Annotated in this window: 23 protein-coding genes, 4 tRNA genes and 1 pseudogene; 23 read left to right on the top strand and 5 right to left on the bottom strand. The window is 56.9% G+C overall.

Annotated elements, in window-relative coordinates:
• Positions 1-497: 497 nt before the first annotated feature.
• Together HY028_04140 and HY028_04135 are read left to right on the top strand one after the other, a co-directional pair.
• Entirely contained in the window at positions 498-695 is a 198-nt protein-coding gene (locus HY028_04140) for a type II toxin-antitoxin system VapB family antitoxin (GenBank protein ID MBI3344040.1), read from the top strand.
• On the top strand, positions 692-1,060 hold the full coding sequence (locus HY028_04135) for a type II toxin-antitoxin system VapC family toxin (GenBank protein MBI3344039.1): 369 nt from the start codon (positions 692-694) through the stop codon (positions 1,058-1,060). The genes HY028_04140 and HY028_04135 overlap by 4 nt, the downstream gene beginning before the upstream one ends.
• Before the next feature lie 69 nt (positions 1,061-1,129).
• On the opposite strand, the gene HY028_04130 is transcribed toward HY028_04135, so the two are convergent.
• Positions 1,130-1,981 carry a serine protein kinase RIO gene (locus HY028_04130; protein MBI3344038.1) on the bottom strand — a complete coding sequence of 284 codons (852 nt, stop codon included), beginning with the start codon at positions 1,979-1,981 and terminating at the stop codon, positions 1,130-1,132.
• Between the two features lie 261 nt (positions 1,982-2,242).
• Between HY028_04130 and HY028_04125 the strand changes: the two are divergent.
• Together HY028_04125 and msrA are read left to right on the top strand one after the other, a co-directional pair.
• A pseudogene (locus tag HY028_04125) lies at positions 2,243-3,271 on the top strand (DMT family transporter).
• Between the two features lie 17 nt (positions 3,272-3,288).
• Positions 3,289-3,759, top strand: a complete 471-nt coding sequence (msrA, locus tag HY028_04120) for a peptide-methionine (S)-S-oxide reductase MsrA (GenBank protein ID MBI3344037.1) — start codon at positions 3,289-3,291, stop codon at positions 3,757-3,759.
• Between the two features lie 52 nt (positions 3,760-3,811).
• Here msrA and HY028_04115 read toward each other — a convergent pair whose 3' ends face one another.
• The gene (locus HY028_04115; GenBank protein MBI3344036.1) at positions 3,812-4,042 is read right to left on the bottom strand and encodes a hypothetical protein; all 231 of its coding nucleotides are present in this window, start codon (positions 4,040-4,042) and stop codon (positions 3,812-3,814) included.
• A 341-nt stretch (positions 4,043-4,383) separates the two neighbouring features.
• Between HY028_04115 and HY028_04110 the strand changes: the two genes are divergently transcribed.
• The 12 genes from HY028_04110 (at position 4,384) to HY028_04055 (ending at position 16,589) form a co-directional block, all read left to right on the top strand.
• Positions 4,384-6,168: a copper resistance system multicopper oxidase gene (locus HY028_04110; protein MBI3344035.1), complete on the top strand. Its 1,785-nt coding sequence runs from the start codon at positions 4,384-4,386 to the stop codon at positions 6,166-6,168.
• Between the two features lie 14 nt (positions 6,169-6,182).
• Complete coding sequence (locus HY028_04105) at positions 6,183-6,932, top strand: copper resistance protein B (protein MBI3344034.1); 750 nt, start codon at positions 6,183-6,185, stop codon at positions 6,930-6,932.
• 157 nt (positions 6,933-7,089) lie between these two features.
• A complete protein-coding gene (locus HY028_04100; GenBank protein ID MBI3344033.1) occupies positions 7,090-7,407 on the top strand; it encodes a copper-binding protein in 318 nt (105 codons plus the stop codon).
• 132 nt (positions 7,408-7,539) lie between these two features.
• A complete protein-coding gene (locus HY028_04095; GenBank protein MBI3344032.1) occupies positions 7,540-8,172 on the top strand; it encodes a hypothetical protein in 633 nt (210 codons plus the stop codon).
• Between the two features lie 13 nt (positions 8,173-8,185).
• Entirely contained in the window at positions 8,186-8,416 is a 231-nt protein-coding gene (locus HY028_04090; protein MBI3344031.1) for a heavy-metal-associated domain-containing protein, read from the top strand.
• A complete protein-coding gene (locus tag HY028_04085) occupies positions 8,409-8,693 on the top strand; it encodes a thioredoxin family protein (protein ID MBI3344030.1) in 285 nt (94 codons plus the stop codon). Before HY028_04090 ends, HY028_04085 begins: the two co-directional genes overlap by 8 nt.
• A 52-nt stretch (positions 8,694-8,745) precedes the next feature.
• Positions 8,746-8,982, top strand: a complete 237-nt coding sequence (locus tag HY028_04080) for a DUF2933 domain-containing protein (GenBank protein ID MBI3344029.1) — start codon at positions 8,746-8,748, stop codon at positions 8,980-8,982.
• On the top strand, positions 8,979-9,638 hold the full coding sequence (locus HY028_04075) for an isoprenylcysteine carboxylmethyltransferase family protein (GenBank protein ID MBI3344028.1): 660 nt from the start codon (positions 8,979-8,981) through the stop codon (positions 9,636-9,638). The genes HY028_04080 and HY028_04075 overlap by 4 nt, the downstream gene beginning before the upstream one ends.
• A gap of 787 nt (positions 9,639-10,425) precedes the next feature.
• The gene (locus HY028_04070; GenBank protein MBI3344027.1) at positions 10,426-11,817 is read left to right on the top strand and encodes a TolC family protein; all 1,392 of its coding nucleotides are present in this window, start codon (positions 10,426-10,428) and stop codon (positions 11,815-11,817) included.
• 103 nt (positions 11,818-11,920) lie between these two features.
• The gene (locus HY028_04065; protein ID MBI3344026.1) at positions 11,921-12,880 is read left to right on the top strand and encodes an efflux RND transporter periplasmic adaptor subunit; all 960 of its coding nucleotides are present in this window, start codon (positions 11,921-11,923) and stop codon (positions 12,878-12,880) included.
• Positions 12,881-12,882: 2 nt separating this feature from the next.
• Positions 12,883-16,137 carry an efflux RND transporter permease subunit gene (locus HY028_04060; protein ID MBI3344025.1) on the top strand — a complete coding sequence of 1,085 codons (3,255 nt, stop codon included), beginning with the start codon at positions 12,883-12,885 and terminating at the stop codon, positions 16,135-16,137.
• Complete coding sequence (locus HY028_04055) at positions 16,134-16,589, top strand: transporter (protein MBI3344024.1); 456 nt, start codon at positions 16,134-16,136, stop codon at positions 16,587-16,589. Before HY028_04060 ends, HY028_04055 begins: the two co-directional genes overlap by 4 nt.
• A 119-nt stretch (positions 16,590-16,708) precedes the next feature.
• On the opposite strand, the gene HY028_04050 is transcribed toward HY028_04055, so the two are convergent.
• On the bottom strand, positions 16,709-16,987 hold the full coding sequence (locus tag HY028_04050) for a SelT/SelW/SelH family protein (protein ID MBI3344023.1): 279 nt from the start codon (positions 16,985-16,987) through the stop codon (positions 16,709-16,711).
• A 96-nt stretch (positions 16,988-17,083) separates the two neighbouring features.
• The gene (gene folD, locus HY028_04045; protein ID MBI3344022.1) at positions 17,084-17,941 is read right to left on the bottom strand and encodes a bifunctional methylenetetrahydrofolate dehydrogenase/methenyltetrahydrofolate cyclohydrolase FolD; all 858 of its coding nucleotides are present in this window, start codon (positions 17,939-17,941) and stop codon (positions 17,084-17,086) included.
• Positions 17,942-18,126: 185 nt separating this feature from the next.
• Between folD and HY028_04040 the strand changes: the two genes are divergently transcribed.
• From HY028_04040 to HY028_04020, 5 genes are all read left to right on the top strand, one after another.
• Positions 18,127-18,203 (top strand) — tRNA-Pro (locus tag HY028_04040).
• A 72-nt stretch (positions 18,204-18,275) separates the two neighbouring features.
• Positions 18,276-18,352 (top strand) — tRNA-Arg (locus HY028_04035).
• A 62-nt stretch (positions 18,353-18,414) separates the two neighbouring features.
• Positions 18,415-18,490 (top strand) — tRNA-His (locus HY028_04030).
• Positions 18,491-18,600: 110 nt separating this feature from the next.
• Positions 18,601-18,676: transfer RNA gene (locus tag HY028_04025), tRNA-Lys, on the top strand.
• A gap of 19 nt (positions 18,677-18,695) precedes the next feature.
• Positions 18,696-19,475, top strand: a complete 780-nt coding sequence (locus HY028_04020) for a hypothetical protein (GenBank protein ID MBI3344021.1) — start codon at positions 18,696-18,698, stop codon at positions 19,473-19,475.
• 388 nt (positions 19,476-19,863) lie between these two features.
• Here the strand turns inward: HY028_04020 and HY028_04015 are convergent, their stop codons facing one another.
• Positions 19,864-20,088, bottom strand: a complete 225-nt coding sequence (locus HY028_04015; protein MBI3344020.1) for a hypothetical protein — start codon at positions 20,086-20,088, stop codon at positions 19,864-19,866.
• Positions 20,089-20,168: 80 nt separating this feature from the next.
• Here HY028_04015 and HY028_04010 point away from each other — a divergent pair, with 80 nt between their 5' ends.
• The gene (locus HY028_04010) at positions 20,169-21,125 is read left to right on the top strand and encodes a uracil-DNA glycosylase (GenBank protein ID MBI3344019.1); all 957 of its coding nucleotides are present in this window, start codon (positions 20,169-20,171) and stop codon (positions 21,123-21,125) included.
• A gap of 1 nt (position 21,126) precedes the next feature.
• Positions 21,127-21,597 (top strand): ribosomal protein S18-alanine N-acetyltransferase, encoded by a 471-nt coding sequence (gene rimI, locus HY028_04005; protein ID MBI3344018.1) that lies wholly within the window; start codon positions 21,127-21,129, stop codon positions 21,595-21,597.
• The last annotated feature ends 71 nt before the right edge of the window (positions 21,598-21,668 follow it).

The raw sequence follows: 21,668 nt of genomic DNA, 5'->3' as shown, positions 1-21,668 counted from the left end.
GAAGCGAGGGAGCGATAGCGGACGAGCGGTGTGCGACGCCCCCCGCGTAGCCGTAGGGCCGGATGTTTTGTCGGAGTCCGCGCGGTAGCGCGGGTGGAGACAAAATAGGAGGCACCCGGCACGGCGTCAAGTCATTGTGGGAGCCATGTCGCGCAACGAAGTGTAGCGCCGTGGCGGACGCAGGACGAACGCGGGCCGCCGGAGGCAATACACGTCGCCCATTTTTCGCTCCCGAAATCGGATGGATCCATGCGGGTTTCGCGAAAAATGGCGACGCAATCGCTTGCGCGCGTCGTCAACTTCCCGCATGACGCTGCCCACATCAGCCGGTTTCTCGCTGCGCGCGAAGCGCCCGGTCAGCTCGATCTCCGGGCGTAGCTTGCTTTCTGATGGTGGCAAACATTGACGGGTCGTATTGCCATGCGATACATAATCATGCTATTAATCATCAAATGATGCCCAATTTAGGCATCTCACTCTTTATTGAGGTGATATCTATGAGAACGACACTGAACATTGAAGACGAGCTTCTCGCTAAAGCGCAGCGGGTAAGCGGGCTAAAGGAAAGGACGGCGTTGGTCCGGGAGGGGCTTAAGGCCTTGATCGAGCGGGAGAGTGCTCGGCGCTTGGCGCAGTTGGGCGGCACTGAGCCGCAGCTGGAACCTGTTCCTCGGCGCCAAACCGATCCGGCGTGATCCTGGTTGATAGTTCTGTCTGGATTGACCACCTGCGCGCGGGTGAGTTGGCGTTAGTGGAATTGCTGAACACCGGCCAGGTGTTGGCGCACCCCTTTATCGTCGGCGAATTGGCCTGTGGCAATCTGAGCAACCGCGAAGCGGTTTTATCACTGTTGCAGGATCTGCCCTCTGTTCCTATCGCTACCGATGAGGAGGTGCTGTTTTTTATCGGAAGGCATGGCTTGATGGGTAGGGGCATCGGTTATGTCGATGCGCATCTCCTGTCGGCAGTTTCTCTGGCCGGCGCCGCGCGGTTCTGGACCCGGGATAAACGTCTCTGTGCAATCGCTAAGTCGCTGAGCTTGGCTTTCGAAGCGGCATAATCATTTATATCCTCTACTGCGCCAATACGACATTGGACACACAACGAGCCCTGCGGATCAAAGGCCGTCCTATTGCTCCATTTGCTGCCTGTATCGTTGGCGCACCTCTTCTTCCTTGCGCGCGTCGTCCACTTCCCGCATGACACTGCCCACATCAGCCGGTTTCTCGCTGCGCGCAAAGCGCCCGGTCAGCTCGATCTCCGGGTGTAGCTTGCCGCTCTGGTAGAGTGACCATATCTCCTTGCCATAGTCGGTGGTCAGGAGCTCGGGGGCGAAACGGCCGAAGTAGGAAGCCAGGCGGGCGACGTCCCGCTCGAGCATACTGGCGGCGTTGTTGTTGCTCGCGGCGTCTACGGCTTGGGGCAAGTCTATGATGACGGGCCCTTCGCTGCCGACGAGCACGTTATATTCGGACAAATCGCCGTGGACGATCCCGGCGCAGAGCATGCGAACGACCTGTCTAATCAGTGTGCGGTGGTACTCGCGGGCCTGCCCTGCCGTTAGCGCCAGATCGTTCAGTCTCGGGGCGGCGTTGCCATTGTCGTCGGTCACCAACTCCATCAGCAGCACGCCCTCAAGGAAGTCATAGGGCCGCGGGACACGCACGCCGGCGGCGGCGAGATGGTACAAGGCGTCCACCTCGGCGCTTTGCCACGCATCCTCCTGCGCCTTGCGTCCATACCGGCTGCTCTTTCCCATGGCGCGGGCGCGACGGCTGTTTTTCACTTGGCGGCCTTCCGCGTAATCAGTGGCCTGGCGGAAGCTGCGTTTGTTGGCCTCTTTGTAAACCTTTGCGCAGCGGATCTCTTCCCCGCAGCGGACCACGTAGACCATGGCCTCTTTGCCGCTCATGAGCTGACGGATGACCGCATCGACGAGACCCTCCTCGACCAGCGGTTCAATTCTCTTTGGTATCTTCATAGGTGTGTATGCGTACGTGCAAAATCTGCCGCAAGTTGTTCATTTATCCTTGTCAAATTTGAGCGAAACGGAATGGGTGCTATGGCGCACCGGCCAGCGCGCGCCCGGCAACCGATAAACGATTATAACTCACTAACATGCAACACCTCCTGAAAAGGGATAATATTAGTGAACCTCTGTAAGTCAGATTTCCTTAGTTTTTCACTAGAAATTAGAAACCGCCATGATTGACCTTCATGTCCAACGCTACGCTTTCTTTGCCTTGTCGCGGCGGCGTTGTTTGGCGCGAGTACCCCGCTGGCCAAGGTATTATTGGGAGAAATGCCGCCGCTGCTGCTGGCGGGTTTGTTATATCTGGGCAGCGGTCTGGGATTGCTGGTCATTAAATTCGCCGGCGGCTTGATGCAGCGTAAGACGGTATGGAGTAAAGAAGCGGCGCTGCATGGGCGCGATTATCTGTGGCTTGCGGGAGCGACAATAACCGGAGGGGTGCTGGGGCCGATTCTTTTATTGTATGGATTAACCATAAGCACGGCTTCCAGCGTTTCGTTAATGTTGAATCTGGAAGGTGTGCTGACGGTTCTTATCGCCGCTTGGGTATTCCGGGAGGCGGTTGCTGCCCGGATCTGGATTGCCACGCTGATCATGCTGTTGGCCGGGCTCATGCTTTTCTATAATCCGGGCGCTGCGCTGAGCTTTAATGTGGGTTTACTTGCCGTCCTGGGCGCGTGTTTTATGTGGGGCGTGGATAATAATCTGACGCGCAGGATTTCCGCAGGCGATCCGATGACCATTGCGATGATTAAAGGCTTGGCGGCGGGCAGTGTTTCCTTGATACTCGCCTATGTTAGCGGAGCAGAGCTGCCTGAAATTTTTGTCTTGCTCTCCGCCATGCTGCTTGGATTGCTCAGCTATGGCGTCAGTTTAGTGTTGTTTGTATACGCCTTACGTCATTTAGGCAGCGCCCGCACCAGCGCGCATTTCAGCACGGCGCCCTTCATTGGTGCGGCGATGGCTATAATTCTGTTGAACGAACCGCTCGGCGTGATCTTCATTATTGTCCTGCTATTGATGATAGTCGCCACCTATCTGGTGCTTACAGAGCAACATAAGCATGGGCATATCCATGAGTATCTAGTGCATGCCCATCTACATCATCACGATGAACACCATCGGCATCGCCATGAAGGTGGCGAGGGTACGGAACCGCATGCTCACAAGCATGTCCACGAACCGCTCACACACATACATGGCCATCTTCCCGATCTACATCATCGTCATAGGCACTGAAACAGCGAGGTAACGTTATGGAAAAAGCGACGTTTGGAGCAGGTTGTTTCTGGGGTGTTGAGGCCGCCTTTCGTAAAGTGAAGGGCGTGCTGACGACCCGGGTGGGCTATCTTGGCGGGACACTTGTAAACCCGACTTACCAGGATGTGTGTTCAGGGAATACCGGCCACGCGGAAGTGGTGGAGGTGACGTATGATCCCGAACAGGTGACGTACGATGAGTTGCTCGCAGTGTTCTGGGACAATCACAACCCGACCACACGGAACCGGCAGGGGCCGGATGTCGGGACACAATACCGCTCCGCGATATTTTTTCATACACCGGAGCAAGAGGCCGCCGCGCATGCATCCAGGGGGAGACTCGATGCGAGCGGCCGTTACAAAAATCCCATCGTCACCGAGATCACCCCCGCGACTGAATTTTACATGGCCGAGGACTATCATCAGCAGTATTTGGAGAAACGCGGTCGTGCCAGTTGCCATATATAGTGGTGCGCCGAACTGAATAGAATTATCGCTGTCTGACGTTGACAAGAACAATTCAGTCTCTATACTTGAACCCATGAATAGGCATCGCCCGGTTAATTGGTTGCTCGCGCTGGTCCTTGCGATAGGCCCGGTGCAGTCTGCGCTGGCGGAGGCGTTCGGCGCCACGCATGAGCACCACTGCAACGCAGTGACACAGGATATCGCGGCCCACGGCGACGCGGCGCACGCCGATGTAGATGCAAATCAGGATTCCGGCCACGACCACGAAAAAGGTCACAACCATGCTACCTGCGGGGCTTCCTGCATCTGCGGGGCTTCCTGCATCGCGGCGATGGTGTCTAACTATTCATTAACAACTGCTTCAATTTCAACGTTTTATATCCCCCTGACGATCCCGGTCACCGGGATTATATTCCCTCCCCACGTAAGACCTCCTCAAGCCTCTAGCTAATCGTTCGCGGTTTTTTGAAAACCGTGAGGTTATGCCGTAGCATAACCATTATAGAACCTCGTGCGCGCCACGGGCGGCGTTGAGTTATCCACCAGATAACACCAAATTCGCTCTGCACCATACAGTTTGCGGCCAGCTCCGCCATGCGCACACCATTTAGCGGAGGTATTTTAATGAACAGTAAGACCGAACTATTCACAAGACGCCACTTTCTAAAAAGTGTGGCGGCGATGGGGCTGTTGACGGGCCTTGATCGCCTCGCACCCGCCTACGCCTCAGAGTACACCGGGCTGCGCCAGGCTATGGCCGCTGGAGAGGTTGGACAAGCGATTGATCTACGCATCCAGAGAACGGCGATACGTATTGCAGACCAGGAGGCGAAGGCGGTCACCATTAACGGCTCGATCCCCGGACCTTTGGTACGTCTACGGGAAGGGCAGACCGCTATTCTGCGGGTGGCCAATCAGCTTGATGAAGACACATCGGTTCACTGGCATGGGATCATTTTGCCGGCTGAAATGGATGGTGTGCCCGGTGTCAGCTTTGCCGGGATCAAGCCGGGGCAGACCTTCACTTACCAATTCCCGGTCAGGCAAAGCGGCACCTATTGGTACCACAGTCATAGCGGCCTGCAAGAACAATTGGGTCATTACGGACCGATTATTATCGATCCGGTCGAGCCGGAGCCGTTTTCCTATGATCGGGAGTATGTGGTGATGCTCTCCGACTGGACCTTCGAGGATCCTCTCCGGGTGCTGGCCAAGCTGAAGAAGCAAAGCAATTACTACAACTTCCAGCAACAAACGGTGGGGGATTTTTTCCGCGATGTATCGGAGAGGGGCTGGGATGCCACGATGACCGAGCGTCTCATGTGGGCGCAGATGCGCATGTCGCCGACCGATTTCGCGGACGTCAGCGGCTACACCTATACCTATTTGATGAATGGCCTCGCGCCGGGCTCCAACTGGAGCGGGCTGTTCCGGCCCGGCGAGCGCGTGCGGCTGCGTTTTATCAATGCGGCCACGATGACGTATTTCGATGTACGCATTCCGGGACTCAAGATGACCGTGGTGCAGGTGGATGGCCAAAACGTGCAGCCGGTTACCGTGGACGAGTTCCGCACGGGGGTGGCCGAAACCTATGACGTCATCGTAGAGCCCCGGGAGGATCGCGCCTACACCGTTTTTGCCGAGACGATGGACCGCAGCGGCTATGCGCGCGGCACGCTGACGGCGCGCGAGGGCTTGACAGCGCCGATTCCCGAACGGCGGCCACGGCCTCTGCGCACCATGGCCGATATGGGCATGGGCAACATGGAAGGCATGGACATGTCTGGCATGGGCGCTGCGAGCATGCAACACGACATGCCGGGCATGAAGATGGACGACAAGGGCATGTCAGGCATGAATAATGTGACCAAGCACGGCCCCGACACTCACGGCCCGGGCAACTCGATGATCGCCGAGACACCGCGCAGCCGCCTGCACGAACCGGGCAGCGGCCTGGAAAACACCGGCACGCGCGTGCTGGTGTACACCGATTTGCGCAGCGTGAAGCCGATGTACGACAAGCGCGCGCCGGGGCGTGAAATCGAGCTGCATCTCACCGGCAATATGGAGCGCTACATGTGGTCGTTCGACGGCAAGAAATATTCGGAGGCCAAGGAACCGATTGCATTCCAGTATGGTGAACGGCTGCGCCTGGTGCTGGTCAACGATACCATGATGGACCATCCGATCCATCTGCACGGGATGTGGATGGAGCTGGAGAACGGCGCCGGGGATTATCTGCCGCGCAAGCACACCATCAGCGTAAAACCGGGTGAGCGATTATCCCTGTTGATTACCGCCGACGCGCCGGGCAACTGGGCGTTTCACTGCCATCTTCTTATCCACATGGATATGGGCATGTTCCGCGTGGTGTCCGTATCCCGGAGCGGCATGGGAGAACACTCATGAGATCAAACGGCATGATGAGCAGGACTATGCGTGGTTGCGCAATCGGGCTGGTTGGACTGCTGGCCTCTGTCACGGGCATGGCGGCGGAACCGGGCTGGCCTGAGCCAGTGGAGGACAATCCGGTACTCGGCCTGCTGCTGGTGGATCAGCTTGAGTATCGGAATGGCGACGGCCCGGACACACTGAACTGGGACGCGCAAGGCTGGGTGGGCACCGACTACAACAGGCTCTGGCTGAGGACCGAAGGCAAAGATCGCCGTTCAGGGACTAGCGGCGGCAAATGGGAGGCGCAGGCCCTCTACAGCCGCCTAGTGGCGCCGTTCTGGGATTTTCAGGCGGGATTACGTTACGACAGGCTCTACGGTAGCGGCCAAGATCGTGACCGCGGCTTTGCCGTCATCGGTTTTGAGGGATTGGCGCCGTACTGGTTCGAGGTGACGCCGGCGCTTTTTGTCAGCCAGGACGGCGATGTCTCGGCGCGTTTCTCAGCAACCTACGACCTGCTTTTCACGCAACGTTTGATTCTGCAACCGCGTTTCGAGGTTAATGCCGCCGCACAGAGAGTCGAGGAATTTGATGTCGGACGGGGCATCAACGATGTGGGGCTGGGTCTGCGCCTGCGCTACGAAATTAAACGCGAGTTCGCGCCGTATATCGGAGTTTCCTGGACACGCAAGCTGGGCGATACCGCAGACATGGCGCGCAGTGAAGGCGGGGAGACCAGTGACTTCGCTGTGGTTGCCGGGCTGCGATTCTGGTTCTGAGGCATCCAGGACAAGTAAATAGGTGATTTTTTCAGAAACCAAACGATTCATATCTTTATAACCAACCTTAGCCTAAGGAGGCAACATGAAGAAAATGTACAGTGCAATTGCAATAGCCGTATTCCTCGGTGTCTCGACCACGCCATTATATGCCGACATGGATGGTATGCACGGCATGAAGGATCAGCCCATGGGTGAAATGAAGGATCAGAAGATGTCCGGCATGGGCGATCAGATGCATGATAAAAAGATCCATCGCGGACAGGGTACCGTGAACGGGATAGACGCTAAAACAGGCAAGGTCAATCTCTCGCACGGGCCCATCGAGAGCCTGAACTGGCCGGCTATGACCATGGGCTTTCCGGTTAAGGATGCCGCCATGTTGGAGGGTATCCAGCCCGGTATGAAGGTGGACTTTGATCTGGAAAAGGCCGACGGCGGTTATCGCATCGTGAGTATTAAGCCCAGTAACTGATGGGTTGATGAGGGAAAGCCCCCCTATCTCCCCTATGGGAAAAGGGGAGGCTCAGCGCGCGGGATTTGTTGTCCGTGTGTTTTATCGGCGTACCCACCGGGAGCCACAACATGGTTGAGCAACATGTATTGAATGAAGTGGAAAAAATCCCGAAGTTCATCGAGGAACAGTCCGCTATCTGTAAGTAAAGTCTTTTTCCTCGGCCTGTTTCTGGGTAACGCCGGTGTCGTTTGCCCCAATCCCATCACCTACATATTGCTGATTTACATCGCCGGCGCCGGGGATATGTGGGAAGGTTTCTGGTTGATGGGCATGAACGGCATAGGCCGCGCCATGCCGCTGATCTTTCTCTCGGTGCTGGGCATCCTGGGCGTCAACGCCCTGCCGGGTTTGCTGAAACGAAAAGTAACGGTGGATAAATTTATCGGCTGGTCGCTGGTGGCCCTGGCTTCGTTCATCACGCTGAACGGCGTGTCCGGTCATCTCTGGTATGAGGGCGGTTTTTTCCACGAAGGCCTGAACATGGCGGCGGAAAGCATCGGCGGTGCAAGGATCGCCGAGGCGGATATTCCCATTGAACAGATCGGGCAAAAGGCGCCCTTTGCAGAGTGGGGCTTCTGGGCCAATTTTTTACTCACGCTCGGCGTGCTGTTTTGGTATTGGTGGAAGAGCGGCAGGCGATTTACCAAAGAGGTGGTAATTGTTCTTGCCATCTTCATGCTCTGGGGGCTGAGCTTAGTCCCCCTTGGCATTGAACCGATGTGATGCGAGGAAAATCATGGAATCCATTATCAGGAAAAAACTTATTGTCGAGGGCATGCACTGTGGCTCGTGCGCCGTCTCCACCGGAATGATTCTGAAAAATATCCCAGGTGTCATTTCAGCGCGGGTGGATTTCGATACAAAAATCGCGGACGTGGAATATGACAGCTATCAAGTAACGATTTCCGATATGAACAGGGCGCTGGAAGCCCTCGGATACCGGCTTAAAGGAGAATTGGATGATTAATATTTTATTTTTAACTGTACCCGATTGTGTGCAGTGCGCCAAGGCCAAACGCGTTATTGAGAAGGTGAAGGCCGATTTTCCAGACATGGTTATCGAGAACATCAACATCGTCGAGCATCCGGAGATACTGGAAAAATATCATGTCATGTCCTCTCCCGGGATTGTGATCAACGGCAAACTCGAATACTCGGGAGGGTTGGATGAGGCTTCTTTTAGAGAGAAGCTTACCAAACTCTCAGCCATGAAAGATTCAGATACTCATGTTAATCAGTCATAGCGGAGGGAGCGCCAGCGCTATTCCAAGTGAAGATATTTAGGAGGGTTATCGTATGACTACTACTGAGCATCAGATTGACCATAACAAACGGCTGCTGTCCAAATCCAACCTGGTGCTCCTGGCCTTTCTTGCTATTGCTGGTTTTTTTCTTTTCACCGAACACCGGGCGCATCTATTTGGCATTTTGCCGTTTCTGCTACTGCTGGCCTGCCTATTGTTGCATCTGTTTCACGGCGGGCATGGTGAGGGCGGTAACCATCAACATAAAGCCAAGGGAGATATAAAATGAGCGAGGCGCCTGCTTACGGTTTGTGGAGTCTGGTCATTATCAACTCCTTGGTGTTTATTATTTTCGCCTTCAGCTTCACGCGGCCGAAGAGCCCGCGCGACTGGCGTTCGTTTGGTGCCTTTTCGGCATTCATCGTCGCTCTGTTTACGGAAATGTACGGTTTCCCGCTCACCATTTACCTTCTATCCGGCTGGTTTGCCAGCCGCTATCCGGGTGTGGATTTCCTTTCTCATGACGCCGGCCACTTGCTGGAGACGCTGTTCGGCTGGCGCGCCAACCCCCATTTTGGACCCTTTCATTTGTTCAGCACCCTGTTCATCGTCGCCGGCTTCATCGTATTGGCCAATGCCTGGAAGGTGCTCTACGCAGCGCAAAAGAGTCGCACCTTGGCCACCAGCGGCCCTTATGCGTACATACGCCACCCTCAATACGCCGGGTTTGTTTTAATCATGTTTGGTTTTCTGCTGCAATGGCCGACCCTCTTAACCGTGTTGATGTTTCCGGTACTCACCTGGATGTATCTGCGGCTGGCGCGGCGTGAGGAGAATGAGATGCGGGCGGCGTTTGGCGAACAATATGCAAGTTATGCGGCCACTACTCCAGCATTCTTTCCTTCATTGAGTCGTCTAGTTAAACGTACACATCCGAATCGCTGAATGGCAACGAGAGCGATTCGCCCAACCAGTTGAATTTACTCCACTAACATCCGGACGCTACTGTCAAATTACCTTGACTAATACAGATGGCCGATTTTGATATAGTTGACTTTGCAAAGGAACTACGGCAGACTTTTTGGGTCACATTTGAGTGGCTACCTACAATTGCCAATTTCGATATTACTAAACGAGATGATTAACGAGTGAGTTCAGCCGTCCCGTACCAAGTGATGGAGCAATACTCTGCCCCCCGGCGGTTCGGGGGTGTCAGTTTACGTGGCATCGCGTGGGTAGCTTTAGCAAGCTGGTTGTTTTCCCTGGTGGTGTGCTCGGTAAGTGCCATTGAATTTGGTGAGACGCCGACGCATCATTCGGGGTCTGCCACGCCTTTGGGCTTGGATGACCACTCTAGGAATGGCGGGCAGCAAGAAGAGGCTTGTTGTAGGGTACTGCAAAATCTGCCGTCTGCTTCTCAAGCAACTAATTCCCAGATGCTGCTGCACAGTCTCGCCTATATTTTGCTGCCGTATATTGCCGTTGTCTGTGCTGTTCTCTTTGCACCTACTGTCGTCCGGTATTTCGGCACTGATCCGCCCGGCAAATCTAACCACGCCTTAATCGCCAACTCCCTCTGGCCTAACGCCCCCCCGCGTTAATCTACCCTGCCTTGTCCGGGCCGGGTAGTACTGTGTTGGGGTGCTCCCAAGCTCCTTCGTTTCCTCCTCAACCTGTATTTCCGGCTCGTCTGCTGTTTCGTGCTGTGCCTTTATTATTGGGAATACGCTCCATGTCATTACCTTGTTTCAGCCGGGCCGCGTGGCCCCTGGTCGTTATCCTTGCCGGCACCGTATTGCTAGGCAGTGTCAGTCCTGCAGCTGATGCTGCCGGGCTGGCGCTTGATGAAGTCATCAAGATTGCCATGCGGAACAATAAAGATTTACAAGCGGCCCGCTATGTCGTGGATACGGCCCGCGCCCGTCTGTTGCAAGCCGGCCTGCCAGCGAATCCGCGCTTGGAGCTGGCGGCGCGCAGCGGCTTTCTTTTCAATAATAATGGCGAGTATTCCATCAGCGTGGGCTTCAGTCAGCAGTTCCCCGTGGCGGGACGCATTGCTCGCCAGAAAGATGTGGCGCAGGTCGATGTGGATCTGGCCTCAGCCGAGATCAAGGTGGCCGAGCGCAAGCTGGCCGGCGAGGTAGCGGCAACCTTTTACCGCCTAGTGGTACTGGATAAGCAAATTCAGGAACGGGAGAGCTTAATCGGCGTGGACAAAAAGCTCGTTAAGTTGACACGCAACCGCCTCAAGGCAGCCGAAGTGTCCGAGCTTGACGTGTCCACCGCTCGCATAGAGCTTGCACGCTTGCAACAGGAACGCACCCTGCTGCAAAGCCAGCAGGCGACACAACTGGCTCTCTTGAATCAGTTGCTCGGCAGATCCGCGGCACAGCCCTTGGAGCTGGACGATTCATTGGCCAGAGCGCAGCCCTTGCCGGGCTTGGCGGAGCTGCAACAACAGGCACTCAGCTTGCGTCCCGACTTGCGCATCGAGTCGTTGAGCCTGGAGCGCGCCCGTGCGGATAAAGAGTTGGCCCGCGCACAGCGCTGGGAGGACTGGACAGTCGGCGTGGGTGTAGAGCAAAGCCGTCTATCCATCACCGGTGCGCCGTCACAAGACACCGAGCGCGCCTTGGGCGTCACTCTGTCCATCCCGCTGCCTTGGCGCAATCAAAACCAGGGCCGCATTGCCGAGGCGATTGCCGCCGGCACGCAGGCTACGGCGCGCATGGAGGCGTTGACGCTTAGTATCAGCAACGCAGTGGCCAGCGCCTACGGCGAAAGCGAACGTCTGAAGGCGGCCTTGCAGGAGTATGAACACGGCATCTTGCCGGTCGCCGACCGTAACGTCAGCCTTTCGCAACAGGCCTATGGTTTAGGTCAAATCCCTATCTTTTCTGTCGTCCAGGCGCAGCGCCAGCATACCGATGCGCACGTTGCCTATCTCAACACCCTCGATCAATACCTGCAAGTGCTGGTGAGCTTGCGTTACGGGGTCGGCGGTTCTCTCGGAGATACGACGCTAGGCCCCTCTATTACGCCTGACCAGCAGACAGGCGTAACGCAGGGCCAACAGCCCGCCACAGCGCCAGCTCAGCCGGCGCCTGGCCAACTGACCCCTTAGCCCTATGAAAGGAATTAAAGCATTGAATATGTACACACCCGCAAATCGTAGGCACACGGCATTTCCCGGTTTTATCAGAAGACTGATTTTCCTATTGTTGTGCATGCTGTTCACGCTGCCCCAGGCCTTCGCACATGGTGAGCAAATCGAGGTCGGTGGCGGCGCGCGCGGTCCGGTGCAACTGACAGATCAGCAAAAGCAGGCTATTGCCTTGCAATCAGCCCCGGCAGATGTACGGGAGATCCATAAGGAACTGAACATCAACGGCCAGGTGCAACTACTGCCGAATCGCCAAGCCGATGTGGACCTGCGCATCAGCGGCCAGGTGAAGGCGCTGTACGCCAATCTGGGCGATACGGTAAAGGCCGGACAGAACCTGGCCAAGGTGGAGTCACGCCTAAGCGGCGACCCGCCCCCCAGCGTCACCATCACCGCCCCCATGAGCGGTGTCATTGATGCGCGCAATGTGAATATCGGCCAGGCGGTGGAGCCCAACACGACACTCTTTCATATCAGCGACCGCTCGCAGCTTATTGTCGTGGCGAAGGTGTATGAAGAAGACCTCGGCAAGGTCAAGGTGGGGCAGGAGGCTCGCGTCCATGTGCTGAGCTATCCCGACCAGGTCTTTGCCGGCAAGGTCACGCTGATAGACCCCAACCTCGATCCGCTGAGCCGTACCGTCAATGTATGGATAGAGTTGACTAATGAAAAAGACGTGCTCAAGCCTAATATGTTCGCCCGCGCTAGCGTAATTTTAGAGCGGAATGACGCGGCGCTCGCGGTGCCCAACGGCGCCATCATCGAGGCCAACGGTGAACGATTCGTGTTTGTCGGCGAAGGTAATACCTACCGGCGCGTGGAGGTGACCGTTGGTGCCCGCAATGACGAGTACAGCCAAATCACCGAGGGCCTGGTGCCTGGGGACGAGGTGGTGACACAGGGTAATCGCCAGGTATACACGCTCTGGCTGACCGGCGGCGGTAAACAGGCGAAAGAGGAGAAACCCGCGACGGCGGATACGCAGCCGAAGGCGGATAAGCAAACGAAGCTGGAGAAACACTAATCATGTTTAACACCTTGATCGCCTGGTCGCTGCACAATCGACTCATCGTGCTGGCAATGACCCTTGTTTTGTTCGTCGTCGGCGGATTGACCTTGCAGCGCATGGCCTTGGACGTCTTTCCTGAATTCGCGCCGCCGCAGGTGGTGGTGCAGACCGAGGCGCCGGGCATGGCGCCGCAGGACGTGGAGTCGCTCATCACCTATCCACTGGAGAGCGCCATCAACGGCACGCCCGGTGTGACCGCCGTTCGCTCCAAGACCTCCGTCGGTTTGTCCACCATTGTCGTCGTCTTTGATGCAGGCACCGACGTTTACCTCGACCGGCAACTCGTCAATGAGCGTATCCGGAATGTGCTTGGCCGTCTGCCTCCGGGCAGCGAGCCTGTCATGTTGCCGGTCACCTCGGCCGTGGGCTGGCTGGTGAAGTACGCCCTCACCAGCAATAGTCTGTCACCCGAGGAATTGCGCACGCTCTCCGATTGGGATATCCGGCCGCGTATTTTGTCATTGGGCGGCATCGCCTCGGTCGTTTCCATCGGCGGCGAGGTCAAGCAGTACCAAGTTCGTTTGGATCCGCAGCGCATGCTGGCCTACCAGATTAGCGTCGAGCAAGTGCGCGAGGCTCTGCGGAACTCTAATGTCAATGTGCCGGGCGCCTTCCTGCAGCAACCCGGGCAGGAATTCATCGTCAGCGGCATAGGGCGGGTCACCTCACTCGAGGATATCAAAAACACGCTGATCACCATCCGCAACCAGATACCCATCACCGTCGGCAACGTGGCCGAGGTGGCCTTCGGCGGCGAGATCAAGCGCGGCGATGGCGCCTATGGCTTGAAAGACGCGGTGATCGGCACGGTGTCCAAGGCCTACGGGGCCGATACCGTCACCACCACCGCGAAAGTGGAAAAGGCGCTCGCCGACATCAAAGAGAAGCTACCACCCGGCGTTGAAATGGAAACGGAAGTCTTCCGCCAGGCAAATTTCATAGAGGCGGCGGTGCACAACCTGAATGTTGCGCTCCTGGAAGGCGCGCTGATCGTCATCGCCGTGTTGTTCATATTCCTGGCGAACTGGCGCGCCTCTTTCATCACCTTTTTGTCCATGCCGGCATCCTTTGTGGGTGGCATCCTGGTGATGTACGCCTTCGGCATCGGCATCAACGCCATGACACTCGGAGGACTCGCCATCGCCATCGGCGAGGTGGTGGACAACGGCATCATCACTGTGGAGAACGTGGTGCGCCGGCTACGCCTGAACCGCAACGCCGAGCGTCCGTTGCCAACGATGGAGGTGGTGTTCGACGCGGTGCAGGAAATTCTCAATTCGGTCGTGTATGCCACGCTCATCATCATCCTGATCTTCCTGCCGATCTTCTTCCTGGAGGATCTGGCGGGGCGCATCTTCAGTCCGTTGGGCATCGCCTATATCGCCTCGGTGACCGTATCGCTGGGCGTGGCGGTGACCACGGTGCCGGCGCTGTGCTACTTCCTTTTGGTGCGCAAGGACGAGAAACGCTTGGATCGGGGCGTGAAGCTGCGCGCCCTGGATCGCCAGGAGCTCGCCGCAGATGCTGCGGGCCACGGCGGCGGTGACGGACACGAAAAGGAAACGCGTTTCGTGATGGGACTGAAGCGCCAGTTCGAGCGCGTGCTGAACGTGGCGTTGCGCCGGTTCTGGTGGGTAATCGGGATGTCCATACTGGCGCTCGCGTTCGCGCTGTCCTTATTACCCTTCTTCGGCCGTTCGTTTTTGCCGGAGTTTCAGGAAGGCAACTTTATTATCGCCATGGTGACGTTGCCCGGAACCTCCTTAGAGGAGTCCATGCGGCTCGGCAAGCTGGTGCGCGAAGGTGTGCTCAAGTATCCGCAGGCTGTGTCCATATCGCAGCGCGCAGGCCGCAGTGAGCTGGACGAAGACGCCCAGCCGCCCAATTTCAGCGAATTCGACGTGCGGCTGGATTTTGAAAAGAATTCCAGCATGCCCGCGGACGTTCTGCTGGAAAATATCCGCAAGGATCTTGGCGATATACCGGGCGCGGTGTTCAACATCGGCCAGTTTATCGCACACCGTTTCGACGAGGTGGAATCCGGGGTGCGCGCGCAGGTGGCCATCAAGATCTTCGGGGAGCAGCTTTCGCAGTTGTACCAACTCGGCCAACAGGTGCGCGGCATTCTCGAGAACGTGCCGGGCGCGGTGGACGTTAACGTCGAGCAGCAGATCAACGTGCCCCAGGTGAGCATCAAGATCGATCGCGAAAAGGCCGCCCGCTACGGCATCAACGTAGGGAATGTGGCGCAGGACATCCAGTTGTTCCTGAACGGCGAAAACGTCTCCAGCATTCTGGAAGGGCGCCGCACCTTCGACCTCAACGTGCGCTTGCAGAGTTCGCAGCGTAACAGCGTGGAGGACATCCGCAACATACTGGTTGACGCGCCTGCCCTGGCCGAGGGCAACGGTAAGATTCCCTTGCGCCAGGTCGCCGATGTGAACGTGCAGGATGAGCCTTACGCCATCAGCCGCGAGAGCGTCCAGCGCCTCCTGGTCGTGGGCTTCAACGTGCAGGGCCGCGATCTCGGCAGCGTCATCGCCGACACCCAAGCGGCGATCAACAAGGAAATCAAATTGCCGCCCGGCTACTACATCGAATACGGCGGACAATTCGAATCTCAGCAAGCGGCCAATCGCATCCTGCTCAGCTTCGGCATCCTGGCCATCTTCGGCGCCTTGCTGCTTCTTTACAAAGCCTTCGGCACCTTCCGCGAGGCGCTGTTGGTGATGTTCAACCTGCCGCTCGCGATGATCGGCGGCATCGTGGCCCTGTATCTGGCGGGCGCCGACATGAGCGTGGCCGCGATCATCGGCTTCATCACCTTATTTGGCATCGCCACCCGTAACGGCATCATCCTAGTCAGCCACTACAACCAGTTGCGTGAAGAGGGCAAGCCGCTACACGAGGTGGTGGTGCAGGGCACCCTGGATCGTCTGGTGCCGGTGCTGATGACGGCGGCCACCGCCGCACTGGGCCTCATCCCCTTGCTGTGGGGTTCGCCGGTCGGCAAAGAACTCGAGCGTCCCCTGGCGCAGGTGGTGCTGGGCGGGCTGGTGACGGCCACCTTATTGAATATGGTTGTGGTGCCTACCGTCTATAACCGCATCGAGCAATGGCGTGAGCGTCGTGAGGCCAGGCTTACCGCGCAGCAAGTTAAAACCCCACAGCAATTGAATCCACAACTTAACCCAGAGGAGACCGTAGCATGAAGATGATATTGATGAACATTGTTAAACCCCAGACCGTTCTACTCGGCGCGATGTTGGCCGGCAGCACGTTGTTTAATCCGTCCGCGCAAGCGGTAGAAAAAACAGAGGCCAAAGTGGAGATTCCAACCACCGCTGAGGCTATTTGGCAGTCAATAGATAAACGGACCGAGGAGTTAGCCAGGGTTATCGAAACCGGCAAGCTGGATGAAGTACACCATCACGCCTTCGCCATCCGTGATCTCGTAGCGGCGTTACCGGCCCGTTCCGGCGCCTTACCTGCCGACAAGCTGGCAAAAGTTAAAACCAACAGTCAGTTCGTAGCGACTTTGGCGGAACGCCTGGATGCCAGCGGTGACGCCAAGGATAAGGCCGGCACGGAATCCAATTTCCAAAAATTGCAGAAAGTGCTGAAGTCGATTCGAGAAAATTACTCCAGCTCCACACGGCTTTAAATTGGCCACCACGGAATTAAGAGGAGTCGTGGGCTCACCCTGTTTTATCTGTGGAGAGAGGGGCCGTTATTGAGGTTGCTTTAGCAAGGCTGAAGGAAAATTCAAGGGGTGACCATCTATTAACGATCGCTATGACCGAGGTCTTTATCAGGGGCGATTGTATCGCGCAGCAGTTGTTTGATTTCTTTCGCTTCGGGAAAGCGGTTCTGTTGTTTGCGCGAAAACAGTGTCTCGCCGTTTACGCGGACTTCAAAGATGCCGCCTGTGCCTGGAATCAACGCGACTTCGCCCAATTCCTGCTCGAAGGTGGTGAGGAGTTCTTGCGCCAGCCAGGCGGCGCGCAACAGCCAGCGGCACTGCGTGCAGTATTCGATTTCAACGCGGTGTTTGGCGGTCATCTGGCAACTATGGAAGCGGCATGCAGGTCGGATCAAGCGTAGCGGATCCGACTAACACTGGTACGTCGGCTCCGCCTAACGGCTTGAGCCGGCCTGCTAATTAGTATGAAATTGCTCCGCGGCATAAAGGGTGTTCTGCAACAGCGTCGCCACGGTCATCGGCCCTACACCGCCCGGCACGGGCGTGATCCAGGCGGCGCGTTGTTTGGCTTCGTCGAATTCCACATCGCCGGTCAATGCTCCACTTTCCAAACGGCTCATGCCGACATCTATTACGATACTCCCTGGTTTAATCCAGGCGCCCTTGATGAGTCCCGGTTTACCAACCGCGGAGACCACGATGTCGGCACGCGCGACCTGCGCCGCAAGGTCCATGGTAAAGCGGTGACACACTGTGACGGTGCAACCGGCGAGCAAAAGCTCTAACGCCATAGGACGTCCGACAATATTCGAAGCGCCGACCACGACAGCATGTTTGCCCTGGATAGCCAGTCCGGTGTTTTCCAGCAGCATCATCACGCCGTACGGTGTGCAGGGCCGTAATAAAGGCAGCCGCAGCGCTAGCCGCCCGATGTTGTAAGGATGAAACCCGTCCACATCTTTGTCGGGCAAAATCCGCTCGATCACCGTCTCGGTGTCAATGTGCGCGGGCAGGGGGAGCTGCACCAGGATGCCGTCCACGGCGGCGTTGCGATTAAGGTCATCAATCAGCGCGAGCAGACGTTCTTGGGTGAAGTTAGCGGGAAGGTCGTGGGCAAGCGAGACGATTCCGACCTCCGCGCAGGCCTTGCGCTTGCTTGCCACATAGACCTCGGAGGCAGGGTTGTCGCCAACCAAGATGACCGCCAGCCCCGGGCTGCGCTGCCCCATGCGGCCCCGCTCGCTGACGCGCTGTTTAAGTTTAAGACGTATCCCCGCGGCAATGGCCTTGCCGTCAATGATCTGGGCGCTCATGGGAGGTATTGATTATGATGGATTTGTGGGGCTAATCATCGCATGCCTTGGTCATTTCACCAAGACTCAAAACAGAATTATCCACGACGGGCCGTGCGAGGTTCTGTTAAAATTGCCAATTAACCCTCCACACCAGCGGCGGTTTCTAATGGCCGACTAGGTAAGGGTCTGAACAGAACAATACTCGGGGTATAGCGCAGCCTGGTAGCGCACCTGCTTTGGGAGCAGGGTGTCGGGGGTTCGAATCCCTCTACCCCGACCATCCCTCATCCCCATCCCTTCTCCCGGAGGGAGAAGAGGGCGAGCCGAGGCGCTCGCGCGCTTTGTATGATTGGCGCCCGTAGCTCATCCGGATAGAGCACCGGCCTTCTAAGCCGGGGGTAGCAGGTTCGAGTCCTGCCGGGCGCGCCACGTTGAAACTAGAGACTCCCGCTTTGAGTCCCGGTATAATGTTCGTTTTAGCCGGTTTGATGGTGGGCGTAGCTCAGTTGGTAGAGCCCCGGATTGTGATTCCGGTTGTCGTGGGTTCGATCCCCATCGCTCACCCCAGTTTACAGATAAGGGCGTTTCGCCCTCATCCCCACCCCTTCTCCCGGAGGGAAGAGCGAAGCAAAGGGTGCAGGGGGCGGGCCGAGGCGCGGTGCGCGCTAAATATATTTGGGCCGTTAGCTCAGTTGGTAGAGCAGCTGACTCTTAATCAGTAGGTCGTAGGTTCGACCCCTACACGGCCCACCAATTCTCAAGGGAGGGTTCCATGCCAAAACCACGCAGTCTTATTCTGGCTGGTTTGTTGGTTTTAACAGCCAGTCCCCTGTGGGCAGCCACCAACTATCAAGACTGGTGGTGGAACTCTGCGCAGTCGGGACAAGGCGTGAATATCGGCCAGCAGGGCAACACCCTGTTTGCGAGTTGGTTCACCTACGATCAAGCCGGCGCGGGCACGTTTCTCACCTTGGCCGGCAACCTGATCAATAATAAAGTCACAGGCGATCTCATTCGTACTGTCGGCCCCGCGCTCGGCACCCCCTTTAATCCTGATCTAGTGGTGCGCACGGTAGTAGGGACGGCCACCTTGACCTTCAGCGACGCCAACAACGCCACGCTGCAATCTACTGTGAACGGCATCAGCGGCACTCTCACGCTCACGCGCTTTACGTTTGCTCCGCTTAATCCAGTGGGTGCTTATTTGGGCGGCGCTACGAATAACAACAGCGGTTGTACGCTCTCTGCTAATAATGGCCAGATCATCTACAGCGCAGCGTATGGGATCACTACCAATAATAATAGCCTGAACATCCAGGAGGCCGTCGTAGGAGGCGGTACCTGCAGCTATGCAGGTACCTATACGCAAAACGGCTCGAGAATCTCGGCCTCAGGATTATTCTCCTGCACAGGCGGGATTGGTGGTACCTGGTCTTCTAAGGAGATACTGCTGCTGGACGATGCCTTTGTTGCGAGCAACTTAAACCTGAAATACACCGCGGGCGAGACCTGTCAGAGCAGTGGAGGCATTAGCGCGACTAAACTGCAATAAGCCCAAGTTGAGCGAGATCAGTCTTCATTTAGATGTGAAGCCCTCGCTGATCGGCAAAAAAATGGGGGTAGTTTTTTAGGCTACCCCCCAACATGTCTACCTTGCACTCGCTTAGCGTAACACTGTCGCCGCATTACTCTACTTGAGTGGGGAAAGACATTCCACACTTCATCAATCCCGTGCCCGGTCGGGCGGGGGCCCGGCGGCACGGCACTGTAATCAGAAGACAGCATAATTTATGCCAAGTTCAGTGTATTCCGAGATTATTTATATAACTTATTGAATATCAATATATTATTTTTTAGAGCGAGAATGGGCTAAGGCGGGGGCGTGTCGGTACAAGTTGGTAGGTTGCGCATTTTTGAGGCGTATCTTGGACGCCCTTACGTCATGGCAGGTAAGGAGAGGGACCCGAAAAGTAGCGCCTGATCAGCCCATTTAATAGCCCAGTCAGCCTTTCCTCTCCGGCGTGGCCGATCTCGGCATATAAGGATTCTGCAATGCCGTTAAAGATATTCAACAGGTGTGGGTCGAAATGCGTCCCGCTCTTCGAGTGCATGATACGCATGACTTCGGCAAGATCGAACGCCTCCTTATTATTAAGCGGGGACAAGTTTGATGTGACGGGTAAGTAGGCGCTATGCTAAGCCCATGGACAGCATTGAGACTCGGCGTAGGCAGTATCTACAGGCGATGGGCATAGATCTCTGGGAGAGACCGTCTGATCGCCCATTGTCGCCAATTGCGACCATGCATCAGACGGTCTCTCCCTCATCCGGCCCTGCGGGCCACCTTCTCCCACAGGCGGGAGAAGGAGAGTCAGTGCGGCCTTCCGGCCGCAAGGTTTTGGGCGGGCGTACGGCGGTCGCTGATGAATCACCCCTCGAATCGTCTTCGGTCGCTCCCGTCGTCCTGCCTCTGACGTACAGGGAAGAACTAATGTCGCGGGAGGCAGGACGCCGGGAGCGACCCGCGACACTAGTAGAACCCTTCGCCAGCGCTCTTCCCTGTGCGTCGGAGGCCAAGATTTTGCAAGGCCATGCTCAACCGGCCTGTGACGCGGCCGAGTCGGCACAGTCCACCATTATGAGCATGGATTGGCCCACATTGGAGCAAGCGGTGCTCGCTTGCACGCGCTGCGCACTGCATAAGACCCGTACCCACGCCGTGCCCGGCGTAGGCAACCGCCGGGCCGAGTGGCTGGTGATCGGCGAAGCTCCGGGCGCGGACGAAGACCGTCAAGGCGAGCCGTTTGTGGGGCGCGCCGGACAATTGCTGAACGCCATGCTGAGGGCTATCGGTCTTGCGCGTGAAGAGGTTTACATCACAAACATCGTCAAGTGCCGGCCCCCAAGCAACCGCGAACCTTTACCTGAGGAGGCGGCGGCCTGTGAGCCCTATCTCAAACGCCAAATAGCGTTGATAAAGCCCAAGATCATTCTGGCCGTTGGACGCATCGCCGCGCAAAACCTGCTCAAGACCGACACCAAGATCGGCGCCTTGCGCGGCAAACGTCATGTTTATCCGGGGAGCGACATCCCCGTCGCCGTGACCTATCATCCGGCCTATCTGTTGCGCTCGCCGCAGGAAAAGCGCAAGGCGTGGGAAGATCTGCGGTTTGCATCCCGTGTGTTCAAGGGCGAGACGTGACATGAGCGCCGTACTGAAGCAGCCCGCCGTCAGTTTGCGGCCCATGGACCCGTCAGACCTGTCTGCGATCATGGCCATCGAGCATCGTGCCTACGATTACCCTTGGAGCGAGGGTGTCTTCCTCGATTGCCTCCGGGTAGGGTATTGCTGCTGGGTCTGTACCAACGGTGAAGCGATTGTGGGCTATGCCGTGATGTCGGTCGGCGGAGGCGAGGCGCACCTGCTCAACATTTGCGTGAGCCCCGAATTCCGCCGCCAGGGTCTCGGCCGCCGCCTGCTCGATCACATGCTGGATTTGGCGCAGCAACACAACTCCGACATGGCATTGCTGGAGGTGCGCGCGTCGAACCTGGCCGCAATCGGGCTTTATCGGAGCATGGGGTTCAATGAGGTGGGCTTACGTATGGGTTACTACCCTGCGCCCAACGGCAAAGAAGACGCTATCATCCTGGCGCGGAGTCTCATGCTCTGAAGGGCGCCCTGATTTGGTGATGGGACTTTAGTACGGTATAATTAATCGTTTTACCAAGTAGTACCGTCCAG

It is taken from the genome of Gammaproteobacteria bacterium, assembly GCA_016195665.1.
GTDB lineage: Bacteria > Pseudomonadota > Gammaproteobacteria > SURF-13 > SURF-13 > JACPZD01.
The sequence above is the reverse complement of the archived record's forward strand: the minus strand, read 5'-3'. Positions and strand labels throughout refer to the sequence as shown.

What these genes read in the sequence shown, in the direction of transcription:
- HY028_04140 (MBI3344040.1), top strand. Translation starts at nt 498, where the DNA reads ATGAGAACGACACTGAACATTGAAGACGAGCTTCTCGCTAAAGCGCAG.
- HY028_04130 (MBI3344038.1), bottom strand. Translation starts at nt 1,981, where the DNA reads ATGAAGATACCAAAGAGAATTGAACCGCTGGTCGAGGAGGGTCTCGTC.
- msrA (MBI3344037.1), top strand. Translation starts at nt 3,289, where the DNA reads ATGGAAAAAGCGACGTTTGGAGCAGGTTGTTTCTGGGGTGTTGAGGCC.
- HY028_04115 (MBI3344036.1), bottom strand. Translation starts at nt 4,042, where the DNA reads ATGGTTGTGACCTTTTTCGTGGTCGTGGCCGGAATCCTGATTTGCATC.
- HY028_04110 (MBI3344035.1), top strand. Translation starts at nt 4,384, where the DNA reads ATGAACAGTAAGACCGAACTATTCACAAGACGCCACTTTCTAAAAAGT.
- HY028_04105 (MBI3344034.1), top strand. Translation starts at nt 6,183, where the DNA reads ATGAGCAGGACTATGCGTGGTTGCGCAATCGGGCTGGTTGGACTGCTG.
- HY028_04100 (MBI3344033.1), top strand. Translation starts at nt 7,090, where the DNA reads ATGGATGGTATGCACGGCATGAAGGATCAGCCCATGGGTGAAATGAAG.
- HY028_04095 (MBI3344032.1), top strand. Translation starts at nt 7,540, where the DNA reads ATGAAGTGGAAAAAATCCCGAAGTTCATCGAGGAACAGTCCGCTATCT.
- HY028_04090 (MBI3344031.1), top strand. Translation starts at nt 8,186, where the DNA reads ATGGAATCCATTATCAGGAAAAAACTTATTGTCGAGGGCATGCACTGT.
- HY028_04085 (MBI3344030.1), top strand. Translation starts at nt 8,409, where the DNA reads ATGATTAATATTTTATTTTTAACTGTACCCGATTGTGTGCAGTGCGCC.
- HY028_04080 (MBI3344029.1), top strand. Translation starts at nt 8,746, where the DNA reads ATGACTACTACTGAGCATCAGATTGACCATAACAAACGGCTGCTGTCC.
- HY028_04075 (MBI3344028.1), top strand. Translation starts at nt 8,979, where the DNA reads ATGAGCGAGGCGCCTGCTTACGGTTTGTGGAGTCTGGTCATTATCAAC.
- HY028_04070 (MBI3344027.1), top strand. Translation starts at nt 10,426, where the DNA reads ATGTCATTACCTTGTTTCAGCCGGGCCGCGTGGCCCCTGGTCGTTATC.
- HY028_04065 (MBI3344026.1), top strand. Translation starts at nt 11,921, where the DNA reads ATGCTGTTCACGCTGCCCCAGGCCTTCGCACATGGTGAGCAAATCGAG.
- HY028_04060 (MBI3344025.1), top strand. Translation starts at nt 12,883, where the DNA reads ATGTTTAACACCTTGATCGCCTGGTCGCTGCACAATCGACTCATCGTG.
- HY028_04055 (MBI3344024.1), top strand. Translation starts at nt 16,134, where the DNA reads ATGAAGATGATATTGATGAACATTGTTAAACCCCAGACCGTTCTACTC.
- HY028_04050 (MBI3344023.1), bottom strand. Translation starts at nt 16,987, where the DNA reads ATGACCGCCAAACACCGCGTTGAAATCGAATACTGCACGCAGTGCCGC.
- folD (MBI3344022.1), bottom strand. Translation starts at nt 17,941, where the DNA reads ATGAGCGCCCAGATCATTGACGGCAAGGCCATTGCCGCGGGGATACGT.
- HY028_04020 (MBI3344021.1), top strand. Translation starts at nt 18,696, where the DNA reads ATGCCAAAACCACGCAGTCTTATTCTGGCTGGTTTGTTGGTTTTAACA.
- HY028_04010 (MBI3344019.1), top strand. Translation starts at nt 20,169, where the DNA reads ATGGGCATAGATCTCTGGGAGAGACCGTCTGATCGCCCATTGTCGCCA.
- rimI (MBI3344018.1), top strand. Translation starts at nt 21,127, where the DNA reads ATGAGCGCCGTACTGAAGCAGCCCGCCGTCAGTTTGCGGCCCATGGAC.